This window comes from Ruegeria sp. CG1 (assembly GCF_056537265.1).
In genome coordinates this window covers 587487-603296 of the sequence record NZ_JBQFRF010000001.1, presented here as the reverse complement: position 1 = coordinate 603296, position 15810 = coordinate 587487, and the positions used below count along the sequence as shown (strand labels likewise).

Genomic DNA, 15810 nt, shown 5'->3' with positions numbered 1-15810 from the left:
CTATACAAAATGCATGAATGAGAGGCCATATCCCTTTTGCGCCTCTTGACGCCATAATCAAGCTTTGAGCATGGTGACTGGCATATCCGCCACCGTGGAAATCCCGGTGCGCGCCGAATCAAGGACAGTTCGCCATGCAAGAGCAACGCCAAGTTGTCACTGTGGATCATAGCACAGGCAAGCCGCATAACTTTGTATTTGTGCTTTTGGACAAGTTTTCCCTTTTGTCATTCGCTTCGGCTTTGGACAGTCTGCGGATCGCCAATCGAATGGCCAACCGAGAGCTTTATACCTGGACCTTGACGGGCGAAGGCGGTGAAACAGTGACTTGTTCAGCCGGTACTTCTTTCAATCTTGATTCTGATCTGACCGAATTACAGCGTGACGACGTCGTCCTGATCTGCGGGGGGGTCGATGTACAAGCGGCAACCACCAAGCGCATTCTGAACTGGGTACGCCGCGAAGCGCGTAAAGGGTTGAAAATCGGCGGTCTTTGCACCGCGGCCTATACGCTGGCCAAAGCCGGTTTGCTGGAAGGCAAGCGCGCAACGATCCATTGGGAAAACTCAGACAGTTTTGCCGAAGAATTCGACACAGTAGAGCTGACCAAGTCGGTGTTTTTGGTTGATGGCAACCGAATGACAACTGCTGGCGGCACATCCTCGATTGACCTGATGCTCAAGCTGATTGCCGAAGATTACGGAGAAGATCTGGCCAACGCGGTCGCTGATCAGATGATCTATTCTTCGATACGTACGGATCAGGACACGCAACGTTTGTCGACCCCTACACGGATCGGCGTACGCCACCCCAAGCTCAGTCAGGTTATCCTGATGATGGAAAAGAACATAGAAGAGCCAATCTCGCCTTCTATTCTAGCCAAGGACGTAGGCATGTCGACGCGCCAGCTAGAACGTCTGTTCCGCCGCTATCTCAGCCGCTCGCCCAAGCGCTACTACATGGAACTGCGCCTGCATAAAGCGCGGAACTTGCTGATGCAGACCGATATGAGCGTCATCAATGTGGCGCTGGCTTGCGGCTTTGCCAGCCCGTCGCATTTCTCCAAATGCTACCGGGCGCATTACAACACCACGCCTTATCGCGAACGCGGTGCACAGAGCGGTCGGTTGTCTGTTTAATCCAAAGCCGCAGGGAAACCTTACAAATCTTTCGCAAAGTAGTGCAGGTGCGGCCGTAACATCGGTTGATCCAGATAGGTCGTGGTTTCGATTGGTGAGTCCAGTTCAACAAAACCAAGTTTGGGGTACAGGTCGCGCATTTCGACATTCGGTGTAAGCGTATCGGCGATGAGGCGTTTCAAACCCATATCACGCGCGGCCTGTTCCCGGGCTTCGATCAAGGCACGCCCGGCACCGGTCCCCCGTGCCTCCTCGGTCACAAAAACCCGCTTAAGTTCACCGGTTTGGTGATCAAATCGTTTCAGCATCCCACATCCAATGATATCTCCGGCATCGTTTCGCGCCACCACAAGACATCCATTCGGGGGTAGGTAATCCTCTGTATGCGCCCAAAACTCCGCCAATGCGCTTTCGGGGGCTGCTGGATCAATCTCAAAGCCCATATCCTGCATTCGTTGCACGATAAGCGCGTAATACTGTGCCAGAATCGTATTCAGTTCGCGCTTTGGCGGCATTGTTTCACAAAGCTCGATTACAAAATCACTCATTCAAATCTCCTCATCACCCTGAAGCCCGGAACAGATACACCGTGACCGAATGGCATAGAAGCAAACGCCCTAACCCCGTTTAATACCGTCAGAGGGGCGTCATTCGGTAAACCGCGCCTTGCCCAACGGAAATGAACCAGATCGACCCATCTGGTGATTCGACGATGTCGCGAACACGTTCGGTCTCGGGGCCTTCGATCTGCTCAGCCTCACGCAGTGGATCGCCCGCCAAACGTGCAATGTAGTCGAATTTCAAAGAGCCAACGAACAGATTTCCCTTCCATTCCGGCCATAGTTTCCCGGAATAGACCATCAAGCCAGAGGGCGCGATGGAAGGATCCCAATAATGCTCGGGCTGTTGCATTCCTTGCTTCGACGTGCCTTCACCGATCTTCTGACCCGAATAATGAACGCCATACGAAATCACTGGCCAGCCATAATTGGCACCGGGTCTGATCAGATTAACCTCATCCCCGCCTTTTGCCCCGTGTTCCGAAACCCAAAGCCGGCCCTGCTGATCCAAATTGGCACCCTGAGGGTTTCTGTGACCAAACGACCAGATCTCGGGGCGGACACCGGGATTGCCCACAAACGGGTTATCACTGGGAACTGAACCATCACGGTTGATCCGAATGACCGTACCCATGTGGTTCGTTCGATCCTGCGCAGCCGGGCGATCACCTCGGTCACCGATAGTGACGAACAACGTGCCATCATTCGCTTCAACGACACGAGAGCCAAAGTGGCGCCCGCCGGAGCCACCGGGAGAGGCCTCGAATATCACGCGCAGATTGGTTAGACGTTCTCCGTTTTCCGATAAACGAGCGACAGCGACAGCGGTGCCTGCACCGCCTCGTTGCGATTTGGAGAAAGTCAGAAAAAGCTCGCGGGTCTGATTAAAGTCACGCGCGATGGTGACATCTAGCAGACCGCCCTGCCCGTTCGCGACCACTTTTGGCAGACCCTTGATGCGCTTCGCCTCACCTCCGGCAACGTACAAAAGCTCGCCATCTCGCTCAGTGACAACAAAGCTGCCATCCGGAAGAATGCCAATCGCCCAAGGTGTATCAAGGCCTCTAACCACCTGAGTAACCTGAACCGGCCCGCCGGTTGTGTTGATGACATCGGACCAGCCTGCAATCGACCAGCACGACAGAATGAGAATCGCAAAAGTTCTGATCATACCGACCCAATCCCTAGTGGTGCTCCGCAACAAACTGACCTAGCCTAACAAAACAGATAGGATTGCTGCTTTCAAAAGCACTTTTTTGTTAGGACTTTTCTTTTTCGGACAGCTTGCCTAGGGTCATGCCCAGAACGACGACGTTCAAACGATAAATAGGGAGTAACCTAATGAAAAAGCTGCTTACCGCTACTGCAGCAACCGCTCTGCTGGCGGGTACCGCTATGGCCGAGGACGTGAAGCTGGGCGTGCTGTTCGGCTTTACAGGCCCGATTGAATCGCTGGCCCCGGCCATGGGTTCGGGCGCTGAAATGGCGATGGCCGAGGTCACCGAATCCGGCAAACTGCTGGACGGCGCAAGCGTGACCGGAACCCGCGCCGATACCGGCTGTATCGACAATGGTCTGGCCACCTCGAACGGCGAACGTATGATTGCCGATGGCGTTGCCGGTATCATCGGCGGCGACTGCTCGGGCGTCACTGGCGCGATCCTGCAAAACGTCGCAATCCCGAACGGCATGGTCATGATCTCGCCGTCGGCCACGTCTCCGGGTCTGTCGACCATGGAAGACAACGGCCTGTTCTTCCGCACCGCGCCGTCGGATGCGCGTGAAGGTCAGGTAATGGCAGACATCCTGAATGACCGTGGCATCAGCTCGATTGCTCTGACATACACCAACAACGACTATGGCAAGGGTCTGGCGGATGCGATCCAGTCCTCGTTCGAGGCATCGGGTGGCGAGGTGACCATCGTTGCCGCGCACGAAGACGGCAAAGCCGACTACTCGGCTGAAGTGGGCGCGCTGGCCTCGGCCGGTGGCGATATTCTGGTCGTTGCCGGCTATCTGGATCAGGGTGGTCTGGGCATCATCCAGTCGGCGCTGGACAGCGGCGCGTTTGATACATTCGGTCTGCCCGGCGGCATGATCGGTGACTCGCTGCCGGCAAACGTTGGTCCCGACCTGAACGGCTCGTTCGGTCAGATCGCTGGCTCGGGCGGTGAAGGTGCCGAGAAGTACTTTGCCATGGCTGAAGCTGCGGGCTTTGACGGTTCGTCGCCCTACTCGCCGGAAAGCTATGACGCCGCCGCGCTGTTCATGCTGGCGATGCAGGCCGCAGGTTCGACCAACCCCGCTGAATACGGCGCGAAAATCATGGATGTCGCCAACGCTCCGGGTGAGCAAATCTTCCCCGGAGAACTGGCTAAAGGTCTGGAGCTGTTGGCTGCCGGTCAGGACATCGATTATGTCGGCGCATCGGGCGTTGAGCTGATCGGCCCTGGTGAAAGCGCAGGTTCCTATCGCGAGATCGAGGTGACCGACGGCGAAAACAAGACCGTCAACTTCCGTTGATCCAAGGTTAAAAGTCATAAAAACAAGCAGCCCGGCCCTTGTGTCCGGGCTGTTTCAATGAAAAAAGGCCGCACTCCGGTTAACGGGGATGGTAAAAACGCCGAAAACGGCGGCTAGGGGAAAAGATGATCGTCGTCGATGACGTGCACAAGCATTTCGGCGGGTTTCATGCGGTGGACGGGGCATCGCTGGAAATCCAAAAGGGCTCGATCACCGGTCTGATCGGACCGAACGGGGCCGGAAAAACCACGCTATTCAACGTGATCGCGGGCGTACTTCCACCGACTAGCGGTAAGGTACACATGGACGGTGAGGATATCACTGGCCTGCCCCCGCATGAGCTGTTTCATAAAGGCCTGCTGCGCACCTTCCAGATCGCGCATGAGTTTTCGTCGATGAGCTGCCGTGAAAACCTGATGATGGTGCCCGGCGCACAATCCGGGGAATCGCTGTGGAACACATGGTTCGGGCGTAAGCGTATCGCGGATGAAGAACGCGCACTTAGGGCGAAAGCCGATGAGGTGCTGGAGTTCCTGACAATCGAACATCTGGCCGATCACAAGGCCGGTCAGGTCTCGGGCGGTCAGAAGAAGCTGCTGGAACTTGGCCGTACCATGATGGTCGACGCCAAGATCGTGTTTTTGGACGAGGTCGGCGCTGGTGTGAACCGCACCCTCCTGATGACCATCGCCGACACGATCCTGCGCCTGAACAAGGAGCGCGGCTATACCTTCGTCGTTATCGAGCACGACATGGATTTCATCGGCAAGATTTGCGACCCGGTCATCTGTATGGCCGAGGGAAAGGTGCTGGCCGAAGGCACTCTGGACGAGATCAAGGCCAATGAACACGTGATCGAAGCCTACCTAGGCACCGGCCTTAAGAACAAAGACAAGCTGGAGGCGGGCGCATGAGCGACAACCCCTACCAGGACGACAAGGGCAACAAGGACGCCTCGATCACCAATACGCATGGCGTCGGCACCATGACTCCAGCACATCGCAAAAGCGGTGAAACGCATCGGGTCGAGGGCGGTCCTTTCCTGATTGGCGACACCATGACTGGTGGCTATGGCAAAGGGCCGGACATCCTGCATGACTGCACCATCGCCGTTGACAAGGGCGAGATCGCGGTGATCGTCGGCCCCAACGGCGCGGGCAAATCCACCGCAATGAAGGCTGTGTTTGGTATGCTGGACGTACGCCAAGGGTCTGTGCGGCTGGATGGCGAAGATATCACCAATCTCAGCCCGCAAGACCGCGTGGTACGCGGCATGGGCTTTGTCCCGCAGACCTCGAACATTTTTACGTCGATGACAGTGGAAGAGAACCTAGAGATGGGTGCTTTCATCCGGCGCGACGACATCAGCCAGACGATGGAACAGGTCTATGACCTCTTCCCCATTCTCCGCGACAAACGCAATCAGGCCGCCGGAGAGCTGTCAGGTGGTCAACGTCAACAGGTCGCCGTGGGCCGTGCGCTAATGACCCAGCCCAAGGTGTTGATGCTGGACGAACCCACCGCCGGTGTCTCACCAATCGTGATGGATGAGCTGTTCGACCGGATCATCGAGGTCTCGCGCACCGGGTTACCGATCCTGATGGTCGAACAGAATGCCCGTCAGGCGCTGGAGATTGCGGACAAGGGATATGTACTGGTCCAGGGTCGCAATGCCTATACCGGGACAGGCAAGGAGCTGTTGGCCGATCCAGAAGTTCGCAAGAGTTTCTTGGGGGGATGACGCCAGTGACAGCTACTCTCGTGTTTGATCACTCTGAAATCAGGTCAAAAAGACGTACGAACTTGGAAAATGAGGTAACGAACTAATGGACTTCCTCAACGCCCTTGTGGCGCTCTCCAACTTCGTTCTTGTTCCCGCAATCGCCTATGGCAGTCAGTTGGCGCTGGGCGCTTTGGGGGTGACGCTGATTTACGGCATCCTGCGGTTTTCGAACTTTGCCCATGGCGATACGATGGCCTTTGGCGCGATGATCGCGGTGCTGGTCACTTGGGGCCTGCAAGCCGCAGGCGTCAGTTTCGGGCCGTTGCCAACGGCTCTGCTCGCCCTGCCCTTTGCCATTCTGGGCTGTATCGTTCTGGTGCTGATCACCGACCGGTTGGTCTATCGCTTCTATCGGGAACAGAAGGCCAAACCTGTCATTCTGGTGATCGTCTCGATGGGTGTGATGTTCATCATGAACGGGCTGGTTCGTTTCATCATCGGTCCGGATGACCAAAGGTTCTCGGACGGAGCGCGTTTCATCGTCTCGGCGCGAGATTTCAAGGCGATGACTGGGCTGCGTGAGGGGCTGGCTATCAAGACCTCCCAGGGCATCACGGTGATCGTGGCGGTTGTCGCCGTGGCGCTGTTGTTCTGGTTCCTGAACAAAACGCGCACCGGCAAATCAATGCGGGCCTATTCTGACAATGAGGATCTTGCGTTGCTGTCCGGTATCAACCCCGAGCGCGTGGTGATGATCACATGGATCATCGTTGCCGCGCTGGCGACCACTGCGGGCGTGCTTTACGGCCTCGACAAAAGCTTCAAGCCATTTGTCTATTTCCAGCTTTTGCTGCCGATCTTTGCCTCGGCTATCGTGGGTGGCCTCGGAAACCCTCTGGGAGCCATCGCAGGCGGTTTCATCATCGCGTTTTCTGAGGTGACGATCACCTACGCGTGGAAGAAAGTGCTCACCTATCTGGCACCTGAAAATCTGGAGCCGTCAGGTTTGGTGCAGTTCCTGTCCACCGATTACAAATTCGCTGTCAGCTTTGCCATTTTGCTGATCGTACTTCTGTTTAAGCCAACCGGCTTGTTCAAAGGAAAAGTGATATGAGCGAGCCCGTCAAAAACACGCTGCTTTTTGTGGTCGTCGGCGCACTCATCCTGTTGACCGGATTCACCCAAAGCTGGAACGCCGCAATCCTGATCCTGAACATGGGCTTGATCTCGGCCATCATGTCGATTGGCGTGAATCTGCAATGGGGCTTTGCTGGCCTCTTCAACGTTGGTGTCATGGGCTTTGTCGCGCTGGGCGGGCTGGCGGTTGTGCTGGTCTCGACACCCCCAACCCCCGGCGCCTGGTCAGGTGGAGGATATGGCGTCATCCTGTCGCTTTTGATGGGCGCGGCAACCGTGGTTGCAGCTGTGATGGTGGCCCAAAAAATGCCCAAGGGACGCACACAAACCTTTGCAATCATCGGTATTCTGGTCGTAGGTTTTTTTGTTTACCGCGCAATTTTTGATCCCAACGTAGCTGCGATCGAAGCGATTGATCCTGCTGTCGCAGGTAATATCGGCGGTTTGAACCTTCCTGTCCTATTCGCTTGGCCTGCCGGGGGACTTTTGGCGGCGGGCGCAGCATGGCTGATCGGAAAAACGGCGCTGGGCCTGCGCTCGGACTATTTGGCAATTGCCACACTTGGTATCGCCGAGATCATCATCGCCGTCATGAAAAACGAGGACTGGCTGGCACGTGGGGTCAAGAACGTCTACGGCATTCCACGCCCCTCACCGGTGGTTGGCTACGAAGTTGAATTGCAGCAAGACCCAACTTTCCTTGCAAGGGCCGAGTGGTTCGGGCTGGATCCGGTTACTGCCTCGACGCTTTCCGTCAAGCTGGGCTACTCTTTGCTGTTCCTGATCGTGCTACTGGTGCTGCTGTGGATGGCTCAGATGGCGTTGAAAAGCCCTTGGGGCCGCATGATGCGCGCCATCCGCGACAACGAGGTCGCCGCCGAGGCGATGGGCAAGGATGTCACCCGCCGCCATCTACAGATCTTTGTTCTGGGCTCAGCCATCTGCGGCATCGCCGGTGCGATGATGACCACTTTGGACGGGCAGCTGACGCCGGGCACCTACAACCCGCTTCGCTTTACCTTCCTTGTCTGGGTCATGGTGATCGTCGGCGGGTCGGGCAACAATTTCGGAGCCGTACTGGGAGCGTTCCTGATCTGGTTCCTGTGGGTTCAGGTTGAACCCATGGGCCTGTGGCTGATGAACCTGATAACCTCAGGCATGCCTGACGGCAGCGCACTTAAGACGCATCTGATAGATAGCGCCGCACATATGCGCCTGTTCACCATGGGGCTGATTCTTTTGATTGTTCTCAGATTCAGTCCAAGAGGGCTGATCCCCGAGAAATAAGCAAAATTTCCTGCGAAATTCCCCTAACGCACCGTTAATCGGTGCGTTTTATTGTGCGGCGAGTCAGAACGCTCTAAATCGGTGTATCGTGATCCACCACATCGCGCTGTGCCCCATACCATGTTTGTTTGGTGCGGAGTTGTAACGATCTGACAGTTAACCAAGATGAGAGCACCGTAGTCGCAATGATTAAACCACTCAGAGTTTTCGCAATCGGGATCCCGCTGATGGCAACGCTATCAGCGTGTATTCCCTCACCTGAACAATTGGAGACCACCCCGGTCAAGGTCCAGACGCCCAAAGGTGTTGTGACCTGTCAGCTTTACCGCCAGGACCGCGTCACCTGGGACCGCGCAATCGATTTTCCGGCCACCAAAATGTCGGTGCCCGAGGCGGATAATTATTGCAGACAGGAAGGCCTGCGCCGGCTTAATCGATAACAATATGGGCGCGCGACTGGTTCGGCGCGCGCCGCACTCCGGATTCTAGCGATTGCGGAACAAGCCGCCCAGTATGCCCCTGACGATGCGGCGGCCAGTTGTTCCTTTCAGCTCTTTGATCACGGCCTCGCTCATGGCCGTGGCGAAGGTATCCTTTTTGCGCGAAAGACGAGATGACGATCGCCCAACGCGGTTGCCCGAATACCTTCGGGCCGAGGCGTATTCGCGTTCTGCCGGGGTCTGCTGTTCCAGAACTTCGTCGGATTCCGCCTGTTCCGCCGCATTCGCAGCGGCATCCGCGCGCGCCTGCAGAATCTCAAACGCCGATTTGCGGTCGATACGCTTGCCGTATTTTGCATCCATCGGCGAAGCTTTGATCACCGACTGACGCTCAGCTTTGGTAATCGGACCAAGTTGTGAGCCCGGTGGCCGGATCAAAGTGCGCTCGACCACGCCCGGTACACCCTTCTTTTGCAGCATCGACGTCACGGCCTCGCCCACGCCCACCTCTCGGATTGCGGTCTCAGTATCGAAAGCTGGGTTTTCACGATAGGTCTCAGCAGCAAGTCGCAGATTCTTGCGGTCGCGCGCTGTGAAGGCCCGCAGCGCATGTTGGACCCGGTTGCCCAGCTGACCCAAAATATCTTCCGGGATGTCTGCCGGATTCTGCGAGATGAAATAAACGCCAACGCCCTTTGATCGGATCAGGCGCGCCACCTGCTCGACCTTGTCCACCAGCACCTTGGGGGCGTCCTCGAACAGCAAGTGCGCTTCGTCAAAGAAGAACACCAGCTTCGGTTTTTCAGGGTCCCCCACTTCGGGCAGTTCTTCAAACAATTCGCTAAGCAGCCACAACAGGAAAGTCGCGTATAGGCGCGGAGAGCCCATCAGCTTGTCAGAGGCCAGAATGTTCACCATCCCCTGCCCGTTCGCATCTGTCCGCATCAGGTCGGCCAGGTCCAACGCAGGCTCGCCAAACAGATTGGTACCGCCCTGATTATCCAGAACCAGCAAGCGGCGTTGAATAGCACCGATCGAAGATGTCGAGACATTGCCATAGCGCAGCGATAGTTGGGCGCGATTCTCGCCTATCCAGACCAGCAATGCCTGCAGGTCTTTCAGGTCGAGCAGCGGCATGCCTTCTTCGTCTGCGACCCGAAAGGCGATGTTCAGAATGCCTTCCTGCGCCTCACTCAGTTCCATCAATCGCGATAGCAGCAGTGGGCCCATCTCGGTCACTGTGGTTCGGACCGGGTGCCCCTGCTCGCCAAACAGATCCCAGAACGTGACTGGACACGCGGCGTAAGAGAATGTGCCGAACCCGATCTTCTCGGCCCGATCCAAAAAAGCCTGGTGTAATTTGTGGGTTTCGCTTCCAGGCAGCGCCAGCCCCGACAAGTCACCTTTCACATCGGCCAGAAACACTGGAACCCCCGCCTGTGAGAAGCCTTCAGCCAGAATTTGCAGCGTAACCGTTTTGCCCGTACCGGTCGCACCAGCAATCAGGCCATGGCGGTTCGCATATTTCAGCGACAGCCCCTGTGCCACTGAATAGCCGTCGCCACCACCGCCTACGAAGATCTTGTTGTCCATTGAAAATCTGTCCCGAATTCTACCGATCTGCTGCAAGCATACAAAGTTAACCTTTCGCTGCGAGAGTAAATGTTGCTTCTCGTGGCTTGGCTGCGGGGGCAAACTTCCTCCCTGTCGACTGGCCGTGCCTTTGGGCACGGCTTTTTTTAAATTCTACAAAAACCGAAAGACGCAAGAATAGTTTTTTAGGGTTAGGAGTTGACCAACGGGTTCCCCTTTCGTAACGTCTGCGCATAACTAAGTCGGCCAGTCCGACGGGGAGAAAATATTCAGGAAGGGAGCCGCTCCACCGGCTCCCTTTTTCGTTGCAGATCGCGGTGTTTCCCACGCATTTCGGCAAAAAACGATCAATTCCCGGTCTGGAATTCGGATTTACCCTGACACCACTGAATTGCGGTGATAGAGGAAACAAAAAACTGGATCAGTTAGATGAGGCATTCATGATCAGGAAACTTGTCCCTTTTAATGTGGCGGCCGCAGCACTTTTATGCGGAACAGCATTTGCGCAGGAAACCGCACAGCAACCTGAAGCCGGTGCTGAAGCCGAAGTTGGCAGCGATCTGGATCTGGGTGAATCCGGTCCCCGTGTTGGCGAGCAATACGTCAAAGAACAAACGGGTGAATGGAATATTTCCTGCATCAAAACCGAAGGCGAAGACGATCCCTGCGCGATGGTTCAGATCCTGAATAACCAACAGGGTGATCCGATTGCCGAAGTTTCGATCGGAAAACTGCCCGAAGGCGGTGCCGCTGTTGCTTGGGCGAATGTTGTTGTACCGCTCGAAACCCTGCTGCAGGCGCAATTGGCTATGTCGATCGATGGGGCACCGCGCAAGCTTTACAATTATCACCACTGCATTCCGGTTGGCTGCGTGGCGCAACTGGGTTTGACTCAGGGTGATATCGACGCGATGAAATCAGGCCAAAAGGCGGTGCTGTCGCTGGTTCCTGCGCGCCTGCCAGATCAGGTTCTGAATATGGACATGTCTTTGTCTGGCTTCACAGCAGGCTTTGACGGGCTGAATGTTTCCATAAACTAAGCCCCGCAAAAACATCGAATAAGAAAGCCGCCGTGATAACACGGCGGTTTCTTCATATACGCTTCAACGCAAGAACGGCGTTCAGCCCACCAAAGGCGAAAGCATTGCTAAGGGCGACATTAACTTTCGCCTCACGCGACTCGTTTGGCACCACATCCAGCGCGCATTCGGGGTCGGGCTCTTCATAGCCAATGGTCGGGGCGATCACCCCGTCGCGCAGGGCCATGATACAGGCTAACAGCTCAACTGCGCCGGTACCGCCGATCAGGTGTCCGTGCATGGACTTTGTTGACGAAATCATCAGATCGTCGGCGTGCGGACCAAACACACCAGCAACGGCTGCACATTCGGTTTTGTCATTTGCAGCCGTGCCGGTCCCATGGGCATTTATGTAACCCACATCGCTTGCATTCAGCCGTGCATCCGATAACGCCCCGGCCATGGCCCGTGCTGCCCCTTGTTTGCTGGGCATAACTATGTCGGCCGCGTCCGAGGACATGGCGAATCCCACGACCTCGCACAGGATATCTGCTCCGCGCGCGCGCGCGTGTTCGTATTCTTCGAACACAAAAACACCCGCACCTTCGCCTTGCACCATCCCGTTTCGGTTTGCGCTAAAGGGCCGACAGGCATCTTTTGACATGACGCGAAGCCCTTCCCATGCCTTGACGCCCCCAAAGCACAGCATCGACTCCGAACCACCGGTCACCATGGTGGGCGCTGCACCGCTGCGCACCATCTGAAATGCCTGCGCCATTGCATGGTTCGAGGACGCACACGCTGTTGATACTGTAAAGCTAGGGCCTTTGAGGTTGTGCTCCATTGAAACGTGGCTGGCCGCCGCGTTGTTCATCAGCTTGGGCACGACAAAAGGATGCACGCGATTTTTGCCATCCTCGTAAACCGAGCGGTAGTTGTCATCCCAGGTGGAGACGCCACCACCGGCCGTTCCCAGAACCACCCCCGACCGCGCGGCTGTGTCACCCGAGAATACAATGCCGGATTGATCGATCGCTTCTTTGGCGGCGGTTAACGTGAACTGCGTGAACCGATCATACAGCGTCATCTGTTGGCGGTTGAAACGGCCCTCGGCCTCAAAACCCCGGACTTGACCGCCGATCTTGATCGACAGGCGATCCACATCACGAAACTCAAGCTCGGAGATACCACAACGACCCTCGCGCATGGCTTCCAGAGTGTCGGGGACGGAATGGCCCAACGCATTAATGGTGCCAGCACCCGTAATGACGACGCGTTTCATACCGGCGGTCAGACCTTTTCCGATACGAGTTTTTCGATACCCGCAATGATCGCTGTCACATTCGAAATGTCGAAATCGCTAGATGTGGGCTCGTTTGCGTTGAAGGGCACGGTGATATCGAACTCTTCCTCGATGGCAAAGATACTCTCAACAAGACCCAGGCTATCGATGCCCAATTCTTCGAGCGTACTGTCGGGCGTCACATCCGAAGGCTCAAGCACGGCCTGTTCGGCAATGATTGCTATGACGCGGTCGCTGATGCTCATCTCGATCCCCTGATTTTCGCCTTGGGGATGATTTAATCACTTGAAGGCTGTTTGAAAACAGCCTTTTTCAACGCCTCGACGTCGCGCGACAATCGGGGCAGACGACGTTGGGCTTTATATATCTCGGTATGGCTTTCCATTTTAATGCCCGGGTAGCCCATGATCACGCGACCAGCAGGAACATTTGACAGAATCTTGGTGCCGCCACCGGCAATCACGCCATCACCGATGAAAATATTATCGACAACACCAGTCTGACCACCCAGTACTACGTTATTACCAATCTCGACCGAACCAGAAACGCCGGTTTGCCCACATAACAAACAATCCTGCCCGACTCGGGTGTTGTGTCCCACGTGGACAAGATTATCCAGTTTCGATCCACTACCGATTACAGTATTGCGTATGGTCCCGTTGTCGACAGTGCAGTTCGAGCCGACTTCGACATCGTCGCCAATCTCGACCGCACCCAGCGAATGGATGCGCAACCAGCTTTGCGCCTTTGCATCCCCCTGATCACCCAGAGTTTTCCGCGCATTTTCGGCACCCGAGACTTCTGGTGTGACATAGCTGAAACCGTCCCCGCCGATACGGGCTCCCGGCTGCGCGATAAAGCGATCACCGATTTGAGCCCGCGCACCGATGCTGACCATTTCGCGCAGCAGAGCGTTTTCACCAAGCGACGCATCCATACCGATCACGCAATGCGGGCCGATAACCGAACCCGCGCCGACGCGCGCGCGCGCACCGATAACAGCAAGCGGGCCGACCGTTACGTCAACCCCGATCTCGGCGGTTTCATCAATGACAGCCGATGGATGAATTCCCGGCGCAATCCCCTGCCCGCGATCCAGCATCGCGGTGATCCCTGCCATCGCCATGCGGGGGCGTTGCACAAAAATGGCGGCCTCAAGCCCCAGTGCTTTCCAGTCCGCGCCATCCCACAAAACCGCGGCCCGTGCTGTACCGGTCTCCAAGGCTTCAGCATATTTTGGCGACATCGCCATGGCCAGATCGGTTGGCCCGGCATCTCCCGGCTCGGCTGCCCGCAAGATGGTTAGACCAGTCTGGCCCTCTGCGACGACCCCCAGGGAATCGGCGATTTGTTGAACGGTAAACTGCATGTCGGGCGTCCTCGTGGCGGGATTTGCCTCGTGATTACCCTTGAACGTCCGGCAGGACCACCCCTGCCTTTTGCAGCGCTTCCCAGATCTTGCGATCCCGGTCATACACGTCGCGGCGATACTGCACCTCGCCTTTGGGGCCAATATAGGCCGTGCGGTAAATCAGATGCACCGGAATTTTTTTATCCAGTTCAACCTTCGTTTCTTTGCCCGTGTTCAGAACGCGGTGGAAAAACGCCTTAGGATCCTCTTCCTGCTTGGCCAGCAGCTTATAGGCAAACTCGAACGGTTGCGCCAAACGGATGCATCCATGAGAGAATGCCCGAACCTCGCGTGCGAACAGAGATTTCTGAGGCGTATCATGCAGATAGATGTTGTACTTATTAGGGAACATGAACTTCACCAGCCCAAGTGCGTTGCTTTTGCTCGGGGGCTGACGCATGGAAAACGGGAAATTACGCGCAGTGAACTGGGTAAAGTCAACCGCTCCACGATTCACCTGACGGCCACGGCGGTCGGTGATCTGGATATGGCCGACAGCATTTGGATTGGCCCGTAATTGCGGCAGATATTCCTTCGTGATGATCGAGCGTGGCACATACCAACTTGGGTTGATCACCATATGCTCCATCTCATCCGAGAACTCTGGGCTACGGCGATCATGTGTGTTTTTGCCGATCACGGCACGAGTCTCAAACGTGACCTGCCCGTCATCGACGATCTTGGCAGAAAAATCGGCCAGATTCACCAGAATATGCCGCTCACCACGGTCTTTGGGTAACCAGCGCTCCCGTTCAAGCGCAACGTAAACAGCTTTCAAGCGGTCTGAAACTGGGCGATTGATCTCGGAAATAGTGCCTTTGCCAGCTACGCCATCCGCCTCAAGACCATGAGCAGCCTGAAAGGATTGCACCGCCGCAAACAGCGCATCATCATAGTTTGGGCTGGCAGTAGGCTTCAGATAACCCATCGCGACAAGTCGATTGCGCAGCCTGATGACATTGCTCCCTGTGTCCCCAAGCTCAAGCTTGGAGACAGGAACGGTCTCGCCCCAGCCACCTTGTGTCATCAGCGCTTCCAGCGCCTTCTTCTGTTTCAACAGCGCAAGATACTGGCGCGATTGAGGCATCATATCCCTGAAATAGGTATCACCCTGGCTGGAAACGAGCAGTTCAAGATGCTCTGCGGCGCTGCGTCGTTCCACCGCCCGCACTAGGCCGGGATCAATCTGTGAAGGCGTTACAGAACCAGAGTGCAAGTCTCTGGCATATTTGACAAAAACCCGAGTCAGCTCGGCCTCGAGCATGCCCAGATCACGGGTGTTACGCGCGTCCTGCATCTTTGTCTTCAAAGTCTGGACGTCGTAACGTGCCCCAGGCAATCCATGCAGATCGGTCGTCGAAAGCGCTTCGATCAGGGCTTTGCGTCGTGCAGCATGTTCGGGCGTATCGCCAACCCAAACAGGATCAAACCCGTTTGTGCGATAAAACTCAGCAATTGCCGGGCTGTTGGACACACTTTCAGCAACGGCCATTTGAAACGCTGTGCCATCCGTCCCCGCCTGCGCGACTGAGGCCGAAGCCACAAGGAAAGCGGCGATAAAAACACTTGAACGAGCACGGGTAACAAATGACATAGGATGGCCCTGTTTCTTCAATGACTTGTCACGCCCTATAACCGGCGTCTGAAAATAATGTTTTGCCGAGCGCCTGATGTC

At 56.0% G+C, this 15810-nt stretch carries 15 protein-coding genes; 8 read left to right on the top strand and 7 right to left on the bottom strand.

Annotation, left to right across the window (positions count from 1 at the left end; translation table 11 throughout):
* Window positions 1-134: 134 nt before the first annotated feature.
* Window positions 135-1139 (top strand): GlxA family transcriptional regulator, encoded by a 1005-nt coding sequence (locus ACR0AU_RS03020; RefSeq protein ID WP_170393055.1) that lies wholly within the window; start codon window positions 135-137, stop codon window positions 1137-1139.
* Between the two features lie 20 nt (window positions 1140-1159).
* Here ACR0AU_RS03020 and ACR0AU_RS03015 read toward each other — a convergent pair whose 3' ends face one another.
* Together ACR0AU_RS03015 and ACR0AU_RS03010 are read right to left on the bottom strand one after the other, a co-directional pair.
* Window positions 1160-1687 (bottom strand): GNAT family N-acetyltransferase, encoded by a 528-nt coding sequence (locus ACR0AU_RS03015; protein ID WP_170562711.1) that lies wholly within the window; start codon window positions 1685-1687, stop codon window positions 1160-1162.
* 88 nt (window positions 1688-1775) lie between these two features.
* Window positions 1776-2870 (bottom strand): PQQ-dependent sugar dehydrogenase, encoded by a 1095-nt coding sequence (locus tag ACR0AU_RS03010; protein ID WP_170776187.1) that lies wholly within the window; start codon window positions 2868-2870, stop codon window positions 1776-1778.
* 170 nt (window positions 2871-3040) lie between these two features.
* Between ACR0AU_RS03010 and ACR0AU_RS03005 the strand changes: the two genes are divergently transcribed.
* The 6 genes from ACR0AU_RS03005 (at window position 3041) to ACR0AU_RS02980 (ending at window position 8809) form a co-directional block, all read left to right on the top strand.
* Complete coding sequence (locus tag ACR0AU_RS03005; protein ID WP_170393052.1) at window positions 3041-4222, top strand: ABC transporter substrate-binding protein; 1182 nt, start codon at window positions 3041-3043, stop codon at window positions 4220-4222.
* Window positions 4223-4347: 125 nt separating this feature from the next.
* Window positions 4348-5136 carry an ABC transporter ATP-binding protein gene (locus ACR0AU_RS03000; RefSeq protein ID WP_170393051.1) on the top strand — a complete coding sequence of 263 codons (789 nt, stop codon included), beginning with the start codon at window positions 4348-4350 and terminating at the stop codon, window positions 5134-5136.
* Window positions 5133-5963 (top strand): ABC transporter ATP-binding protein, encoded by an 831-nt coding sequence (locus ACR0AU_RS02995; protein ID WP_170393050.1) that lies wholly within the window; start codon window positions 5133-5135, stop codon window positions 5961-5963. Before ACR0AU_RS03000 ends, ACR0AU_RS02995 begins: the two co-directional genes overlap by 4 nt.
* An 85-nt stretch (window positions 5964-6048) precedes the next feature.
* A complete protein-coding gene (locus ACR0AU_RS02990; protein ID WP_170393049.1) occupies window positions 6049-7059 on the top strand; it encodes a branched-chain amino acid ABC transporter permease in 1011 nt (336 codons plus the stop codon).
* Window positions 7056-8369: a branched-chain amino acid ABC transporter permease gene (locus ACR0AU_RS02985; protein ID WP_170421678.1), complete on the top strand. Its 1314-nt coding sequence runs from the start codon at window positions 7056-7058 to the stop codon at window positions 8367-8369. Before ACR0AU_RS02990 ends, ACR0AU_RS02985 begins: the two co-directional genes overlap by 4 nt.
* 227 nt (window positions 8370-8596) lie before the next feature.
* Window positions 8597-8809, top strand: a complete 213-nt coding sequence (locus ACR0AU_RS02980) for a hypothetical protein (protein ID WP_480438555.1) — start codon at window positions 8597-8599, stop codon at window positions 8807-8809.
* Between the two features lie 45 nt (window positions 8810-8854).
* Here ACR0AU_RS02980 and ACR0AU_RS02975 read toward each other — a convergent pair whose 3' ends face one another.
* Entirely contained in the window at window positions 8855-10402 is a 1548-nt protein-coding gene (locus tag ACR0AU_RS02975) for a helicase HerA-like domain-containing protein (protein ID WP_170732228.1), read from the bottom strand.
* A gap of 440 nt (window positions 10403-10842) precedes the next feature.
* Here ACR0AU_RS02975 and ACR0AU_RS02970 point away from each other — a divergent pair, with 440 nt between their 5' ends.
* Window positions 10843-11442 (top strand): invasion associated locus B family protein, encoded by a 600-nt coding sequence (locus ACR0AU_RS02970; RefSeq protein WP_170732229.1) that lies wholly within the window; start codon window positions 10843-10845, stop codon window positions 11440-11442.
* A 52-nt stretch (window positions 11443-11494) separates the two neighbouring features.
* On the opposite strand, the gene ACR0AU_RS02965 is transcribed toward ACR0AU_RS02970, so the two are convergent.
* From ACR0AU_RS02965 to ACR0AU_RS02950, 4 genes are read right to left on the bottom strand one after another with little or no spacing between them, the layout of a single operon-like run.
* Window positions 11495-12703 (bottom strand): beta-ketoacyl-[acyl-carrier-protein] synthase family protein, encoded by a 1209-nt coding sequence (locus tag ACR0AU_RS02965; RefSeq protein WP_170732230.1) that lies wholly within the window; start codon window positions 12701-12703, stop codon window positions 11495-11497.
* 8 nt (window positions 12704-12711) lie between these two features.
* Window positions 12712-12969, bottom strand: a complete 258-nt coding sequence (locus ACR0AU_RS02960; protein ID WP_170732231.1) for an acyl carrier protein — start codon at window positions 12967-12969, stop codon at window positions 12712-12714.
* Between the two features lie 32 nt (window positions 12970-13001).
* The gene (lpxD, locus tag ACR0AU_RS02955) at window positions 13002-14093 is read right to left on the bottom strand and encodes a UDP-3-O-(3-hydroxymyristoyl)glucosamine N-acyltransferase (RefSeq protein ID WP_170732232.1); all 1092 of its coding nucleotides are present in this window, start codon (window positions 14091-14093) and stop codon (window positions 13002-13004) included.
* A gap of 34 nt (window positions 14094-14127) precedes the next feature.
* Window positions 14128-15729 (bottom strand): L,D-transpeptidase family protein, encoded by a 1602-nt coding sequence (locus tag ACR0AU_RS02950; protein ID WP_480590305.1) that lies wholly within the window; start codon window positions 15727-15729, stop codon window positions 14128-14130.
* Between the last annotated feature and the right edge of the window lie 81 nt (window positions 15730-15810).

Bases quoted from the DNA above. Each gene is read 5' to 3' on its own strand.
- ACR0AU_RS02995 (WP_170393050.1), top strand. From the start codon at position 5,133: ATGAGCGACAACCCCTACCAGGACGACAAGGGCAACAAGGACGCCTCG.
- ACR0AU_RS02985 (WP_170421678.1), top strand. From the start codon at position 7,056: ATGAGCGAGCCCGTCAAAAACACGCTGCTTTTTGTGGTCGTCGGCGCA.
- ACR0AU_RS03005 (WP_170393052.1), top strand. From the start codon at position 3,041: ATGAAAAAGCTGCTTACCGCTACTGCAGCAACCGCTCTGCTGGCGGGT.
- ACR0AU_RS02970 (WP_170732229.1), top strand. From the start codon at position 10,843: ATGATCAGGAAACTTGTCCCTTTTAATGTGGCGGCCGCAGCACTTTTA.
- ACR0AU_RS02960 (WP_170732231.1), bottom strand. From the start codon at position 12,969: ATGAGCATCAGCGACCGCGTCATAGCAATCATTGCCGAACAGGCCGTG.
- ACR0AU_RS03010 (WP_170776187.1), bottom strand. From the start codon at position 2,870: ATGATCAGAACTTTTGCGATTCTCATTCTGTCGTGCTGGTCGATTGCA.
- ACR0AU_RS02990 (WP_170393049.1), top strand. From the start codon at position 6,049: ATGGACTTCCTCAACGCCCTTGTGGCGCTCTCCAACTTCGTTCTTGTT.
- ACR0AU_RS03015 (WP_170562711.1), bottom strand. From the start codon at position 1,687: ATGAGTGATTTTGTAATCGAGCTTTGTGAAACAATGCCGCCAAAGCGC.
- ACR0AU_RS02980 (WP_480438555.1), top strand. From the start codon at position 8,597: ATGGCAACGCTATCAGCGTGTATTCCCTCACCTGAACAATTGGAGACC.
- ACR0AU_RS02975 (WP_170732228.1), bottom strand. From the start codon at position 10,402: ATGGACAACAAGATCTTCGTAGGCGGTGGTGGCGACGGCTATTCAGTG.
- ACR0AU_RS02965 (WP_170732230.1), bottom strand. From the start codon at position 12,703: ATGAAACGCGTCGTCATTACGGGTGCTGGCACCATTAATGCGTTGGGC.
- ACR0AU_RS03020 (WP_170393055.1), top strand. From the start codon at position 135: ATGCAAGAGCAACGCCAAGTTGTCACTGTGGATCATAGCACAGGCAAG.
- ACR0AU_RS02950 (WP_480590305.1), bottom strand. From the start codon at position 15,729: ATGTCATTTGTTACCCGTGCTCGTTCAAGTGTTTTTATCGCCGCTTTC.
- lpxD (WP_170732232.1), bottom strand. From the start codon at position 14,093: ATGCAGTTTACCGTTCAACAAATCGCCGATTCCCTGGGGGTCGTCGCA.
- ACR0AU_RS03000 (WP_170393051.1), top strand. From the start codon at position 4,348: ATGATCGTCGTCGATGACGTGCACAAGCATTTCGGCGGGTTTCATGCG.